This window comes from Halopiger goleimassiliensis (genome assembly GCF_000455345.1).
In the GTDB taxonomy this organism is placed as follows: Archaea; Halobacteriota; Halobacteria; order Halobacteriales; family Natrialbaceae; genus Halopiger_A; species Halopiger_A goleimassiliensis.
Genome location: NZ_HG315690.1, coordinates 751,403 through 765,315, shown reverse-complemented (window position 1 = coordinate 765,315; position 13,913 = coordinate 751,403). Strand labels below are relative to the sequence as shown.

Annotated in this window: 16 protein-coding genes and 1 pseudogene; 9 read left to right on the top strand and 8 right to left on the bottom strand. The window is 67.9% G+C overall.

The window, feature by feature from the left end; translation table 11 throughout:
- Window positions 1-12 precede the first annotated feature (12 nt).
- The 4 genes from TX79_RS03760 to TX79_RS03745 all read left to right on the top strand — a co-directional run bounded on the left by TX79_RS03760 (window position 13) and on the right by TX79_RS03745 (window position 3,234).
- Window positions 13-1,404 (top strand): outer membrane protein assembly factor BamB family protein, encoded by a 1,392-nt coding sequence (locus TX79_RS03760; protein ID WP_230198536.1) that lies wholly within the window; start codon window positions 13-15, stop codon window positions 1,402-1,404.
- Window positions 1,405-1,463: 59 nt separating this feature from the next.
- A complete protein-coding gene (locus TX79_RS03755; RefSeq protein ID WP_049925814.1) occupies window positions 1,464-1,673 on the top strand; it encodes a heavy-metal-associated domain-containing protein in 210 nt (69 codons plus the stop codon).
- 117 nt (window positions 1,674-1,790) lie between these two features.
- Entirely contained in the window at window positions 1,791-2,723 is a 933-nt protein-coding gene (gene mch / locus TX79_RS03750) for a methenyltetrahydromethanopterin cyclohydrolase (RefSeq protein WP_049925813.1), read from the top strand.
- A gap of 16 nt (window positions 2,724-2,739) precedes the next feature.
- Entirely contained in the window at window positions 2,740-3,234 is a 495-nt protein-coding gene (locus tag TX79_RS03745; RefSeq protein ID WP_049925812.1) for a hypothetical protein, read from the top strand.
- Window positions 3,235-3,261: 27 nt separating this feature from the next.
- On the opposite strand, the gene TX79_RS03740 is transcribed toward TX79_RS03745, so the two are convergent.
- The 3 genes from TX79_RS03740 to TX79_RS03730 all read right to left on the bottom strand — a co-directional run bounded on the left by TX79_RS03740 (window position 3,262) and on the right by TX79_RS03730 (window position 6,391).
- On the bottom strand, window positions 3,262-4,086 hold the full coding sequence (locus tag TX79_RS03740) for a hypothetical protein (RefSeq protein ID WP_049925811.1): 825 nt from the start codon (window positions 4,084-4,086) through the stop codon (window positions 3,262-3,264).
- Window positions 4,087-4,202: 116 nt separating this feature from the next.
- Complete coding sequence (locus TX79_RS03735; RefSeq protein ID WP_049925810.1) at window positions 4,203-5,804, bottom strand: GTPBP1 family GTP-binding protein; 1,602 nt, start codon at window positions 5,802-5,804, stop codon at window positions 4,203-4,205.
- Window positions 5,805-5,920: 116 nt separating this feature from the next.
- On the bottom strand, window positions 5,921-6,391 hold the full coding sequence (locus tag TX79_RS03730) for a cupredoxin domain-containing protein (protein ID WP_049925809.1): 471 nt from the start codon (window positions 6,389-6,391) through the stop codon (window positions 5,921-5,923).
- A gap of 117 nt (window positions 6,392-6,508) precedes the next feature.
- Between TX79_RS03730 and TX79_RS19555 the strand changes: the two genes are divergently transcribed.
- Together TX79_RS19555 and TX79_RS03725 are read left to right on the top strand one after the other, a co-directional pair.
- Window positions 6,509-6,685: a hypothetical protein gene (locus tag TX79_RS19555; RefSeq protein ID WP_195892450.1), complete on the top strand. Its 177-nt coding sequence runs from the start codon at window positions 6,509-6,511 to the stop codon at window positions 6,683-6,685.
- Window positions 6,686-6,688: 3 nt separating this feature from the next.
- The gene (locus TX79_RS03725; protein ID WP_049925808.1) at window positions 6,689-6,973 is read left to right on the top strand and encodes a hypothetical protein; all 285 of its coding nucleotides are present in this window, start codon (window positions 6,689-6,691) and stop codon (window positions 6,971-6,973) included.
- Window positions 6,974-6,979: 6 nt separating this feature from the next.
- On the opposite strand, the gene pyrF is transcribed toward TX79_RS03725, so the two are convergent.
- Window positions 6,980-7,780 (bottom strand): orotidine-5'-phosphate decarboxylase, encoded by an 801-nt coding sequence (gene pyrF, locus TX79_RS03720; protein WP_049925807.1) that lies wholly within the window; start codon window positions 7,778-7,780, stop codon window positions 6,980-6,982.
- Between the two features lie 133 nt (window positions 7,781-7,913).
- Between pyrF and TX79_RS03715 the strand changes: the two genes are divergently transcribed.
- Window positions 7,914-8,186: a hypothetical protein gene (locus TX79_RS03715; protein WP_049925806.1), complete on the top strand. Its 273-nt coding sequence runs from the start codon at window positions 7,914-7,916 to the stop codon at window positions 8,184-8,186.
- Here TX79_RS03715 and TX79_RS03710 read toward each other — a convergent pair.
- Window positions 8,183-8,605 (bottom strand): VOC family protein, encoded by a 423-nt coding sequence (locus TX79_RS03710; RefSeq protein ID WP_049925805.1) that lies wholly within the window; start codon window positions 8,603-8,605, stop codon window positions 8,183-8,185. The two genes, TX79_RS03715 and TX79_RS03710, sit on opposite strands and share 4 nt — an antisense overlap.
- A gap of 155 nt (window positions 8,606-8,760) precedes the next feature.
- On the opposite strand from TX79_RS03710, the gene TX79_RS03705 reads away from it, so the two are divergent.
- Complete coding sequence (locus TX79_RS03705) at window positions 8,761-9,786, top strand: NAD(P)/FAD-dependent oxidoreductase (protein ID WP_049925804.1); 1,026 nt, start codon at window positions 8,761-8,763, stop codon at window positions 9,784-9,786.
- A 34-nt stretch (window positions 9,787-9,820) separates the two neighbouring features.
- On the opposite strand, the gene TX79_RS03700 is transcribed toward TX79_RS03705, so the two are convergent.
- Together TX79_RS03700 and TX79_RS03695 are read right to left on the bottom strand one after the other, a co-directional pair.
- Window positions 9,821-10,513, bottom strand: a complete 693-nt coding sequence (locus TX79_RS03700) for a haloacid dehalogenase type II (protein WP_049925803.1) — start codon at window positions 10,511-10,513, stop codon at window positions 9,821-9,823.
- Window positions 10,514-10,592: 79 nt separating this feature from the next.
- A pseudogene (locus tag TX79_RS03695) lies at window positions 10,593-11,078 on the bottom strand (class I SAM-dependent methyltransferase); the annotation flags it as partial.
- Window positions 11,079-11,222: 144 nt separating this feature from the next.
- Between TX79_RS03695 and TX79_RS03690 the strand changes: the two are divergent.
- On the top strand, window positions 11,223-13,517 hold the full coding sequence (locus TX79_RS03690; protein WP_049928260.1) for a heavy metal translocating P-type ATPase: 2,295 nt from the start codon (window positions 11,223-11,225) through the stop codon (window positions 13,515-13,517).
- A 96-nt stretch (window positions 13,518-13,613) separates the two neighbouring features.
- Here the strand turns inward: TX79_RS03690 and TX79_RS03685 are convergent, their stop codons facing one another.
- The gene (locus tag TX79_RS03685; protein WP_049925802.1) at window positions 13,614-13,826 is read right to left on the bottom strand and encodes a heavy-metal-associated domain-containing protein; all 213 of its coding nucleotides are present in this window, start codon (window positions 13,824-13,826) and stop codon (window positions 13,614-13,616) included.
- Window positions 13,827-13,913: the final 87 nt, after the last annotated feature.

Below are 13,913 nucleotides of genomic sequence, written 5' to 3'. Positions count from 1 at the left end.
CCCATCGTAGCTGTGTCCGACGGTATCGATGGCAATGGACTCGCCAGACGGGAGTTGCTCTCGATCGCGGGAACGGTTGGTGCCGTGGGTCTCGTCGGCGGTTCCGGCCGCGCGTACAGACGCGATCCGGACTGTACTGCTATTTCCGAGGCCCTCGACTCGTCGGACGGCTACGCTCCGCTCCCGCCGGACGACGACGTCTCGATGTTCCGGCGCGGCCTCCGTCGGTACGGCTACTATCCCGACGTGACCGTTCCCGACTCCGTCACGGTCGACTGGTCGATACCGGTCAATCGCATCGGCCACACGGCGGCCAAATCGACGCCGCGGCCGACCCCCGACGGCGAGACGATTCTGATCGCCGGTGACGACGGTCGCGTCCACGCCGTCACGCCGACCGGCGACCGACTGTGGGAACTCGAGACGGCTGCCGGAACCAGCCTCGGCTTTCACGGGACGCCGGCGATCGTGGGCGACACCGCCTACATCGGAGGGTACGACGGCGCACTCTACGCGATCGACGTTCCCAACGGCGAGCTACACTGGCGAACCTCGCCCCACCAGTTCGGCGGGGCCATCGCGATCGGCTCGAGTCCGGCCTACCACGACGGCACCCTGTACCTTCTCGCGGAGTATAGCAACCCGGCCAGCGGCGCGCTGTGGGCGGTCAATGCCGCTACGGGGGACCCGGTCTGGAGCGACGACCGCCTCTGGGGAATGCCCCACCCCTCGCCGGCGATCGACTGCGAGACGGGCCGGCTCGTGTCCGGGTCGAACGACGGCGTCGTCTACTGCTGGGAGTACCCCTCCCTCGAACTCGCCTGGTCGTTCCAGGCGGACGTGGAGAACGGCCACCAGAGCGACGCCGAGGCTGACGGTCCGTTCTCGCTGGGTGCCCAGATCAAGGGGACGATCCCGACCTACGACGGTGCGGCGTTCGTCGGCTCCTGGGACGGCCACTTCTACCGGCTCGACCTCGAGGACGGCACGGAGGAGTGGTCGTTCGACATCGGAGAGATCGTCATGTCGAACCCCGCGATCGACCCCGACGAGGGCGTCGTTTACGTCGGCAGCGACGACCGCCACGTCTACGCGCTCGATGCGGACACCGGCGAGGAACTGTGGTCGACCAGCGTCTACGGCCACGTCATCGGCTCGCTCACGGCGACCGCCGAGACGATCCTCGTCGGCTCGTACGATAGTCATCTCTACGCGCTCGACCGGGAGACCGGCGACCGACGGTGGCGGGTCGAAAACCGCGGTCACGTGACAAGCGGGGCCATCCCCCACGACGGGCGGATCTACTACGCCGAACGGGGCGTCCTCACGGGCTACTACGACGACGACCAGGAGACGACGCTCGAGGAACCGGGACGGGCGTACTGTCTGGTCGCCGACGACTGAGGGCGGGGCGGCCACACTGGGAGCGGAACGCTCAACTCGCTGGCGACGAACGGTCGGATATGGAGCAGACGACCGTCGACGTTAGCGGAATGTCCTGCGAGGGTTGTGAACAGAACGTGACCGACGCGCTCGAGGCCCTCGATGGCGTCGCCTCGGTGACGGCGAGCCACGAGGACGACGAGGTCCGCGTCGAACACGACGAGACGACCGTCGACGAGACGACCATCGCCGGAGCGATCGAGGACGCCGGCTACGAACCGGCCGTTTGAGCTGTGGGTGCGGTTCCGTCGGCGGGCGGGGCCGTCGAAATCCCGTCGAGCGACCGTCCGACGGGCGTCCGACGACGACTGGCAATTTATTTTCCCCCGGAGCCTGAAGCGGGTCCCATGGAAAGTCTCAATCGCATGGCGATCGAGCTCGTCGACGAGGCCCTCGAGTACGCCGAGGAGCTGAACGTCGGCGGCTACGATCTGGACAACGAGGCGACGGTACTCGACTTCGGGCTCGAGTTCGACGGCGGGATCGAGGCGGGCCTGCTGTTGACGGAGATCCAGACCGCCGGGCTGGCGACGCCGAGTCGCGACCTGGGAACGGTCGGCGACGCCCCGATCCAGTACGTCGAACTGGCGACCGACCAGCCCGCACTTTCGTTGCTCTGTTCCCAGAAAGCCGGCTGGGAACTCGCGACCGAGGACTTCGAGGGGCTGGGCAGCGGCCCGGCCCGCGCGCTCGTCGCCCGCGAGGAGGAGTTTCGCCGCATCGGCTACACGGACGCGTTCGACCTGACGGCCCTCGCGGTGGAGACGACCGACGAGCCCACTGCGTCGGCCGCCGAGCAGGTCGCCGACCTCGCGGAGGTCGAACCGAGCGGCGTCTTCCTGCTCGTCTACCCGACCGCGAGTGTCGTCGGCAGCGTCACCAACGCCGCTCGAGCCGCGGAACTCGCGACGTTCCGCCTCGCCGAACTGGGCTACGATCCGGCGGCGATCGTCTCCGCCACAGGTCGCGCGCCGGTTCCGCCGGTCCCCGAAGACGAGCGAACGGCCATCGCCCGGACGAACGACGCCATCGCCTACGGCGGAACGGCGCACCTGACCGTCCGCCAGGACGACGACGTCTTCGACGCCGTTCCGTCGACGGCTGCCGACGAGCACGGACGGCCGTTCCGGGAGGTCTTCGACGAGCTCGACTGGGAGTTCGAGGAGGTCCCCTCGGATCTGTTCGCCCCCGCGAAGGTCACCATCGACGTGCTCGGCGGCCCCACCTACGTCCACGGCGAGACGAACGAGGAGCTCCTCGTCGAATCGTTCGACCTCTAATCCCGTTCGAACTCCCGTGAAGTTCAAACCCGTCCCCGAACCGCCCGCCGACCTCGAGACCGTCGTTCGGACCGCTCGCGCCGTCCCGACGCAGGCGGAGGCGGTCGACGACTGCTGTGCCCACCTGCTCGCCGAAACCCGGCTGACCGATCGCGACGCGGCCGCGACGTGGCTCGTCTTCCTCCGGGCGCTCGAGGTCGTGACCGAGGAGCCGGCAGGCTACCGTCGCCTCGAGGCGGATCCGACGGTCGATCCCGCGGCGTGGCGGCGATCGTTCCGCGAGCGGATCTACGGTGCCGAGGCCGTTCTCGAGACGCTCGCGGATTCGGACGACCCACTGTCGGCAGCCGCGGTCGCCGACGCGGTTCGGCGAGATTCGTCCGCGCGCGCTCGGGCGGGGCGGACGGACGACCGCGAGGGCCGGATCGAGCGCCTGCTCGAGTGGGCCGTGCTGCTCGGCGTCGCCGACCGATCGCCGGAGGGGTATCGGTACGTTACGACGGCGGAGTAACCGTTCCGTCCTCGACTCGAGCGGGCGTTACAACCCCCGGCGCTCGGCGTCGCCGCGAACCGTCCACTCGAAGACGTCGTCGATGGTCGACAGCGGCCGATCGCTCCGGAGTTCGAGGTAGGCCTCCATCGAGGCGGCCCCGGCGGCGTCACCCTCGTACGACAGCGTCGTTCCGTCGGTCCCACGTTCGGCGGCGAACCGTCCCTCGTTCTCCTCGTTCACCCACGCCGTTTGTTCGTAGCCCGCGTTCCACCCGCTCGGGAGTTCGACCAGGAGCGTCAGGGTACAGACGCCCTTCCTCGGATCGACGGCGTTCGACGGGAGCACCGTCCGCAGGTCGACGGCCGGATCGACCGTCAGTTCCTGTTCCATCCCCCGGAGCCCCAGACTGGCGAACCGTGGATCGGTGACGTGACTCAGCGAGTGCAGTCGAACGCCGTACACCAACTGGCCGTCGACGCGCTCGGGTGCCTTCTCGACGACCAGGGAGTTCTGGACGGAGACACCGGTCTCGCTCCCCTCGTCCTCGCTCCAGAGCCTGTACCGCTCGTTCCACGCCTCGACGAACGAGAGATGCGCGATGTGGCTACGCGACTCGATTCGGCCCGGATCGGGATCGCACCGCTGGGAGATCTCGCCGCCGTCGGGACCGTCCGTACCGGCCGGCTCCAGGTACATCTCGTCGACGTCGGTTTCGTCCGCTACCGACAGGGTGCGAGTGGTCTCGACGCTATCGGTGTCCGGTGTCGTAGCGTGAACGCCGGCCAGGCCGACGACGCCGGCGCTACCCGCGATACCGGCCGCGAGGAGGAGACGCCGCGTCACGCTCGAGGAAGAGTCGTCGGAGGGCATTGGGGATACGTCATACGGATGATGGATAGCTCTTCCGGTCCCGCCGGTCGCGATTCGTGACGGTTTGCGGGGACACTCGAGGTAGCGAACGAGGACAGCGGGGGCTGGTCCGAACCCTACTCCATGGGATGAACGGCAGTTACCGTCCCGACGCCCTTGCTGCGGCCCTCGCGGAAGACGAACTTCTGTCCCTCCTCGATCAGGTACGGCCGGAACTTGAACCGGACCGTGGCGTTCCCTTTATCGCCCGGGAGCAAGCGACCGTTCTCGGGATAGAAGGCGGCGGCCTCGCCGATCGTCTCGAGGTGGACGACGGGTTCGTAGCCGTCGCCGATCCGCGTGGGGTGGTTGAGTACCATCACCTCGGCCTCGAACTCCCGGACAGGTTCGGGGTCGGCGTCACGCGGCAACAGGACCATGCCGCGTTCGATGGCGCTCTCCTTGATCCCCTTCAGGGCGATGCCGACGATGCGGCCGGCCCGGGCCTCGTCGACGCGGTGGTAGTGCATCTCGATCGAGCGCACCTCGACCTCCTGGAAGCGACCGTCGGACATGGGGCCGATCAGCAGTTCGTCACCCGTTTCGACCTCGCCCGACTGGACGGTGCCGGAGGCGACCGCACCGACGCCCGTGACCGAGTAGCTGCGATCGACGTACATCCGGAACTCGCCGGTGTCCTGGGCGGTCTTCGGGAGCCGATCGAACAACTCGTCGAGCGTCTCGAGGCCCTCCATCGTGATCGCGCTGGTCTCGACGATGGGGACGACGCGCTCGTTGATCTCCTCGACGGCGGCGTCGACGCCGTGGCGGGCGACCCGCAGCGGCGATTTGTCCACCTCGCGGAGGAGCCGTTCGACCTCGCGTTCGACCTCTTCGACGCGCTCTTCGGAGACGGCGTCGGTCTTCGTGATCGCGACGATGGTCGGGAGGTCGGTCGCCAGCAGGACCCCGAGGTGTTCGCGCGTGGTGCGCGTGGGGCCGTCGTCGGCGGCGACGACAAGCAGGCCGTAGTCGAGTTTCTGACCGACGAGACCGCGGATCGTCGTGCGGAGCCACGGTTCGTGGCCGACGGTGTCGACGAACGAGACCAGGCGGTCTGCCTCCTCGACGACCGCCGCGCGGTCCGATTTGCGGTTGGGGTTGCGCACGCGGATCGGTCCCTCGTCGTCGAAGCCGTAGACGGCGTAGGAGAGGTCCGCCGAGAGACCGCGTTCGACCTCGTGGGGCTGGACGTCCAGGTACGCCCGGGTCGCGCCGTCACCGTCGTCGGGCGTGCCCGTCACGAGCGAGCCCACGAGCGTACTCTTGCCGTGATCGACGTGACCCGCGGTGCCCACGACGACGTGTTCGTCGTCGGTCTCGAGGACGCTACCTTCCTGGAGCAAGGCGACCCCCACGAGGCCGTCGTCGACGCCCCACGTCTGGACGTCGTCGATGTGGGCGTCGGCCTCCTCGGCCAGCAAGGAGAGGACGTCCATCGTCTCGGAGAAGGTGTCGGGATCGATCCCGGCGAGGCCGCCGTCGTCCGTGACGCCGACCACGTAGGTCGCCTCGCCGTCGCCCGAAAGCAATCGATGTCGAAGCTGTGCGGCCAGGCTCTCGCGTCGGCCACCCTCGAGGTGGACGTCCCGGGAGAGTCGTTCCTTGAATTCGACGTTGCCACCGTCCTGTTCGCCACGGTCCAGGGCCCGCTCGAGGAGGGCCCGGTCACGGCTCATACTCCCCGGTAGCGTGCCACACGGCAAAAGCTTTCTCGTTACACGCTAACACGCGACATATCGGCCGGTACGCGTCGACGGTCCCGAGAGTCGCGTCCACGCGACGGGGGCCGCGGTCAGTCCCGAACGTGTACGTACCCGGTCATCGTCCCCGGGTGCGGTTCGCAGAGATACCGGTGCATCTCGCCGGTGGCCGTCACGGTCACGGACTGCGTCTGTCCCCGCTCGCGCATCCGTCGCGTGCTGATGCCGTCGACGGTCGCTCCGCTTTCGTCCCGAACGGCGAAGTTGTGGGGGACGCCGTCGCCGTTCTCCCACGTGATCTCGTACTCGTTCCCCTCGAACAGCAAGAGTGCAGGGTTTCGGACGTCCTCGATCATCGCCGGCTCGACGCCGTAAAAGCCGCGCATGTGGGCCTGGAGTCGAATTTCCTCGACGTCTTCCCAGTCCTCCGGGCGGAGTTGCTGTCGATCGTCGCTATTCGTGTTCTCGTCACTGCTACCGGTACAGCCGGCTACCGCGACCGATAGCGCCGACCCGGCGGCGGCGAGCGCCCGCCGGCGACTGACGACTGATCTGCGTGACATAGTTCGCCCGTGGGAGGGGACCGACATAAATCCGGAGGCAGGGGCGAATTGGGGAGGCCGACGTTCGGCTGCCGGATCCGGGCCCGGTTTCAAGGCGCTCGAGCACCTACGAGCGCTATGAGCGTCAGCGGTCTCTGTCAGATCTGTGAATCGCGCCCGGCCCAGGAGCGGTGTGACAACTGTGGGACGCTCGCCTGCGAGGCCCACTACGAGCGCGATCGAGGCCTGTGCGCCGACTGCGCGGCCCGGGCGGATCCCACCGACCACCGGGACGTGGACGTCAATCGGTTCTAACCCGTGACTTCCGTTCGCGACCTGCTGGCGGAGACGGTCGGGGTCGGCGAGACGGTCACGGTGTCCGTAACGCGCCGACGTGGACAGCTACTCGCCGATCATCCGCGGGAAACCAGTCCCTTCGACATCGTCGTCGTGGAGAATACGGACCTGCTCGAGGAGCAGTTCGCGAACGATTCCGGGGTACCGTCGCCCGACGATCGGTCCGTCACGGCCGAGGTAGAAATCCTCGATCGGCTAGTCGACGACCGGGTCGCGGCTCGAGTCGTCGACGTGGCGTTCGGGTGACCGGAGTTACTCCCGGTACTGGTTTAGCCGCTGTTTGAGCCGCTTTGCGGCCTGTTCACTCGCCTTCGCGAACTCCTCGCCCTGGTTTTCGCCCGCGAAGATGATCCCTCGCGAGGAGTTGACCAGGCCGACGCCGTCCGCGAGGCCGTACTCGACCGCGGCCTCGGCGTCGCCGCCCTGTGCGCCGATGCCCGGTACGAGGAAGGGCAAATCCGGCACCTGCTCGCGCAACTCCTCGAGTTCCTCGGGCTTGGTCGCGCCCACCACGAGGCCGACGTTGTCGTTCTCGTTCCACAGGTCCGCGAGTGCGGCGACGCGTTCGTACACGGCCTCGCCGCTCTCGAGTTCGAGGTCCTGGAGGTCCTCTCCCCCGGGGTTCGAGGTCCGACAGAGGACGAAGACGCCCGACTCCTCGTCGGCCAGGAACGGCTGCAGCGAGTCACGGCCCATGTAGGGGTTGACGGTGATCGCGTCGACGTTCTCGAGGAGTTTCGCGTACTGGCGAGTCGTGTTGCCGATGTCGGCTCGCTTGGCGTCGAGCAACACGGGCACGTCCTTGCCGTGCGCGTACGCGATGGTTTCCTCCAGGGCGCGCCAGCCGTCGGGGTCCTCGTAGAAGGCGGCGTTGGGTTTGAAGACGGCGGCGTGTTCGTGCGTCGCGTCGATGATCCGGCGGTTGAACGCCCACCGCGGGAGGTCGTACTCCTCGAGGTGGTCCGGAATGCGGTCGGGGTCGGGATCGAGGCCGACGCTGACGACGCTGTCGACCGTGCGGATGCGGTCGTGCAACCGGTCGAAGAAGTTCATACCCCCGAGTGACGGCGCGCCGGTCGAAAAGGTTGCTATCCGTCGTCCTGACTGGTCGCCGCGACTGATACTCACTCGCGTGCCTAAGTCGTTTGGCGGTGGCTACTTCGCGGACGTCGTGGAGGGGGCGGACATGCAGCGTTTCTCGACGACGACGTCGTCTTCCCGGCTCGATCGCCTGCGAAACCGACTGGAGTCCGCGCTCGGCGGTACCTCGACCCCCGACGGCGCGACGAGCGACGGACAGTCCGACGCTGCGAACGCGGAGGAGTCGAATCCCGACGCACCCGGGAACCTCTTCCACTGTCCGCGCTGCGGACTCGTCTACATCGCCGCGGAGAAGGGCCGTTGCTCGCAGTGCGACGGCGACGTCGAACAGGTCCGCTCGACGCTCGCGAACCGCTAGTCGGTCTCGAGCAGTTCGACCAGGTTCTCCTCCGGATCGCGGAGAAAGAGGATCGTCGATCCGCTCTCGGTCGTTCGGGGCTCGCTGATCGTCTCGACGTCCTCCGGGAGGGATGCGTAAAACGACTCGAGATCCTCGACGGCGAGTCCGACGTGGGACGCTCCGGGCTGGTTGAGCCCGGCCGCCGGCGATCCCCGCGCCTCCGGGTCGTACTCGACGAGTTCGATCCGGACGCCGTCGGCGGCGAGGTGGGCGAACCGGGCGGTGGCGTCCTCGACGCCCACCGCGTCGGAGAAGGCCTCGCCGCCGACTTCGAACCGGTCGACCACATCGAGGCCGAGGACGTCCCGGTAGAACGGCAGCGTCGTCTCGAGGTCGCTGACAGTGAGTCCGACGTGGTGGGTCGCGAGTTCGCTCATACTGTGTCCCGGGTGACCGCACCAAAAAACGGTTCCGCCCCTCGGCAGTCTCGGTACCTCGAGGGGGTAGTCCGCGGGCCTCTCGTGGCTGTGGGAGGAACCGTTGCGATGACGTGGTGAGGCTTTTCGGCCCCTGTCGGTGTACGCGCACGCCCATGTCCGAGAATGCGACCGACCGGCGCGAGTACGACGTCGTCGTGATCGGCGGCGGGCCGGCGGGGCTGACCGCCGGGCTGTACACGACTCGGCTCGGCCACGCGACGGCCGTCGTCGAGCGTGGTGGCGGCCGCGCGGCGATGATGCGGGACGTGCACAACCTCGTCGGGGTCCCGGCGGAGACGAGCGGCAACGAGTTCCTCGCGACCGGGCGCGAACAGCTCGAATCGTACGGCTGCGACGTGGTTCGGGATTTCGTCTCTTCGGCTGTCGAAACCGACGACGGGCGGTTCCGCGTCTGCGGGAACGACGCCGACTACCTCGCGGACTGTCTCGTCGTCGCGACCGGGTTCGACGACGTGCGCCCTGCGCCGCCGCTCCCGCGGACCGGCCGCGGGCTGCACTACTGCCTCCATTGTGACGCCTACATGTTCGTCGACGAGCCGGTCTACGTGATGGGGGCGAGCGAGAGCGCGGCCCACGTCGCCGCGATCATGCTGAACTTCACCGGCGACGTGGACCTGTTGACGCGGGGCGAGGACCCCGACTGGAGCGACGAGACGGCGGCGATGCTCGAGCGTCACCCGATCGACGTCGTCACCCCGGAGATCACCGGCGTCCGCAACGGCGACGACGGCTGGCTCGAGGCCCTGGAGTTCGACGACGGCACGATCCGCGAGTACCGGGGCGGGTTCGCGATGTACGGCTCGAACTATCACAACGAGTTAGCGGCCGAGCTAGGCTGTGAACGCAACGACGACGGGACGGTCGCGGTCGACGACCACGGGCGGACGAGCGTCGACGGCGTCTTCGCGGTCGGCGACGTCACACCGGGTCACAATCAGGTCCCCGTCGCGCTCGGCGAGGGTGCGAAAGCCGGCATCGCGATCCACTGGGCGCTACGCGAGTTTCCCCGGGAGGTCGAGGAGCCGGAGACTGCCGAGACCGTCCGCGATGAGGAGGTGCCCGGCATTCCGGACGAACTGCTCGAGCAAGCCATCGCCACGCACACATACGACGACTGACTTCTCTCGCGTCCTACGAGTCGACGCCGTCGAATCACGCGGTTTCGAGTGTGTCCGCCAACTCGTGGAAGCTGTCGATCGTCAGGTCGGGATCGACCTCGTAGGGTCCCCAGCGCGCGTTCGATCGGTTGATCCAGACTCCCTGCATCCCCGCGTTCATCGCGCCCGGTACGTCCCACCAGCCCGCACCGACGAACGCGATCTCCCCGATCGGCGTCCCGATCTCGTCTGCGGCGTGGCGGTACAGCTCGGGCTGGGGTTTGAACTGCTCGATCTCGTCTGCACTGATCGCGTCCTCGAGCAGGCCTTCGAGATCGGCGACCCCGACCAGCGACTCGAGCATCTCCTCGTTCCCGTTCGAGACGACGTAGCAGTCATATCCTAGCTCGCCGAACCGTTCCATTCCCTCGCGGACGTCGTCGAATACCGGCAGCTCGTGGTAGGTTGCGAGGATCTCCTCGCGTTCGTCCTCGGGGAGGTCGAGGCCGACCGTCTCGAGGGTGGCCCGCAACGCCTGGCGGTTCATCTCGTAGAACGCGTCGTACTCGCCGATCGCGTTGCCGACCATCGCGTTGGCCAGCGACCGCTGACGCCAGATCCTCGCAACCAGCGACGGATCGTGATCGTCGAGGTGCTCCGAGAGCGACTCGGCGACGCCGGAGACGTCCACGAGCGTCCCGTAGGAGTCGAACGCGAGCGTCTTGACGGCGTCGGGATCGAACGTCATGACGGTCGGTCTACTCCGTCGAGGGCGAAAGAGCTTGGCCCGCAGTCGATCTTAGAGCGGCGGTTTCACCGATCGCCGATCACGTGATCACGGCCCGCACCTGGAGGTACTCCACCCTGATCACGTTGTCCCCGAGCCACTCCTCCAGAGCCGCGACCCCGTCTCGACGGCGCGCAACCCGGGCCTCGTCGTCGTTCATCCGCTGCTGGACCGGCGAGAGCGGGCCCGACTCCTCGGCGAGTTTCCGCCAGAAGTGATGGGGCGTCGCGTACCGGAACTCGAGGGGTCGGCGTTGGAACGAGGGGTCGGTGTCGGAAAACTCCTCACGGACGAACGCGGGGTCGCCCCACCGCAGATGCGACCACGGATCGCTCGGCGGTTCGTCGACGTGGCCGGTCAAGACCTCGGTGAGGTCGCCGACGACGCCGTTGGGCGACCACCCCGTGAAACAGACGCGACCCCTGGACGTCGCGGCCCGGCGCAGTTCCGCGCCGGTCGCCGTCGAGACGGGCGCGAACACGTGACCGAAGTTCGAGGGGACGTCGTCGAACGCACCGTCGGGAAGCGCGACGTTCGGTCGTCGGGGCCGCTCTCGCTCGAGTCGCTCATACGCCGATTGCGGTCGCCACGGACAAAAACCGAGGGTCGGGATTCCAACCGAGCCGAGCGGTCGCTTTTGTCGCTCGAGTCCGTATCGGTACGAGAGCCGATGAAGACCGTCTCCGAACAGTTCGCCGTCGGCGGGATGAGTTGCTCGTTTTGCGCCGAGAGCATTCGGAAAGCGTACGATCGCACCGACGGCGTCGAAGACGTCGACGTGGGCCTCGCCCACGAGGAGGTCCGCGTCCGGTACGACGACGACCGGGTGAGCGAGGTCGAGCTGAAGGACACCCTGCGGGACCTCGGCTACACCATCCGCGATCCGGACAAGCGCGAGCGGTTCCGGGAGCAACAGGCGGAACTCGAGGCCGGCAAGCGTCGGTTCGCGCTGGCCGGCGCGGGCTCGCTCGTCACCGCCGCGTTGATGCTGTGGATGATCTTCGTCGTCAGCCGATTCGAATCGGAATCGATGGCAATGGATCTCGTTACGCTGGGCCTCGCGCTGGGGACGATGTTCGGGCCCGGCCGATACATCCTCGAGAAGGCGATTCAGAGCCTCCGACGTGGCATCTTCAACCAGCACGTCCTGCTCGAGGCTGGCGCGTTTGCTGGCCTGCTCGGTGGACTACTCGGGCTGACGGTCTTTCCCGGGTTCCCGACGGTCCACTTCTTCGCGGTCTCGGTGTTCGTCACCACCTACCACGTCCTCTCGGAGTACACCAGTCTGCTCGTCCGGACCCGCACCTCGCGGGCCGTGCAGGATCTGCTCGAGCTGCGGCCCGACACCGCTCGTCGCGTGACCGACGAGGGCGTCGAAGAGGTCCCAGTCGACGATCTCGAGGTGGGTGACCGTGTCCGCGTCAAACCCGGCGAGCACGTGCCGGTCGACGGGACGGTCCGCGAGGGCGAGTCGGCCGTCGACGAGTCGGTGGCGACCGGCGAGTCGATCCCCGAGGAGAAGATCCCTGATGACGAAGTGATTGGCGGCAGCGTCAATCGGACCGGGACGCTGCTCGTCGAGGTGATCGCGACCGGCGACGACGCGTTCCTGAACCGGGTCGCCCGCGAGATCGAGGCGGCCCGCGCGACCAAGCCCGGTATCGTCAGACTCGCCGACAGCGTCCTGCGATATTTCGTCCCCGGCGTCCTCCTGATCGCCGCGCTCGCGTTCCTGTTTTGGCTGGTCGCTCCCGCCGTCTGGCAGGGCGGGCCGTTCGGAACGGGACCGAACGTCCAGCGGGCCGCCTTCGCAGCGCTCGCGGTCCTCGTCCTGGGTTATCCGTGCGCGCTCGGGATGGCGACGCCGCTGGCACTCATCCGCGGTGGCGGCGCCGCGGCGAGACGCGGCGTCCTGCTGCGGTCGGCCGACGCCTTCCAGGTCCTCCCCGACATCGATCGCGTCGTCCTCGACAAGACCGGAACGATCACAGTGGGCGAACCGAGCGTCGTGGAGACCGTCGCGTTCGGCGCGGGGCGGACCGAATTCGACATTCTCGCGACCGCAGCGACCGCCGAGGCGTTCAGCGGCCACCCGCTGGCCGACGCCGTCCTCGAGCGCGCCGACGAGCACGGCCTCGAGTACGACGATCCCGAGGCGTTCGAGTCGGTGACCGGGAAGGGCGTCCGCGCGACGGTCGACGGCGACGAACTGTTGGTCGGGAAACCCGACTGGCTCGCGGCCGCAGGCGTCGACGTCTCGAGGGCAACGGACGACCTCGATGCCCTCCGGAATCGCGGCCTCACGGCAGTCGGCGTCGCCTGCGACGGCGACCTGCTCGGGCTGGTCGGAATCGGCGACGAGATCAAGGCCGACGCCGAAGCGACTGTCCGGCGACTTCGGGACGCAGGTATTACGCCCGTGATGATCACCGGTGACGACGAGCGGACGGCCCGCGCGGTCGCGGACGTGGTCGGTATCGATCGGGTGCTGGCCGACGTCCTCCCCGAGGAGAAGCGCGCGGAGATCCGCCGGCTGCAGGAAGCGGACCACCGCGTCGCGATGGTCGGCGACGGGATCAACGACGCGCCGGGGCTCACGCAGGCCGACGTCGGGATCGCGATCGGGGCCGGCACCGACATCGCGATCGAGTCGGCCGACGTCGTCCTCGTCGGCGAGCGCCTCGGTGGCGTCGTCGACGCATACGAGATCGGCGCGAAGAGCTACCACAAGACGCGACAGAATCTGCTGGCGGCCTTCGCGTTCAACGGCGTCGGCGTCGCCGCGGCGACGACCGGTCTCGTCCACCCGGTGTTCGCGATGATCGCGATGGTGCTGTCGGTCTCGGCCGTCCTCGCCAATAGCTTCGCCGGCCAGCTGCTCTCGGGTGAAGGGATCAACACCGAGTTCGCCCTTCGAGAGGGCGGAACGGCGGATGCCTCGAGCGGCGAGCCGGCGACGAAGTAGGCTCTCGTCGATCCGGACGACGGGATCGAGGCGAAAAACGAGAACCCGAGAACCGCGGTGGATGGGGACGGGGACTCGAGCCGGTCCCGTCGGACGCTACGCGGTGCCGGCGACCTCGTAGCCGGCCTCTCGAATGGCGGCATGGAGGTCGTCCTCCGTCACGTCGTCTTCGACGACCACCTCGACGGCGTCGCCCTCGTAGTCGGCCTCGACCTTCGAGACGCCCTCGAGGTTCGTCAGCCCGCTCTCGACGTTTCGTTCGCAGCCGTCACAGGACATTCCGCTGACGGAGATGGTTCGGCGTTCCATGTCCGTGGATTCCCGCTCGATCGGCAAGACCGTTCCGCCGATTCCGAGCGGTCGGCGGTAGGTCGGAGACGGGCGGACCAGTAGGTG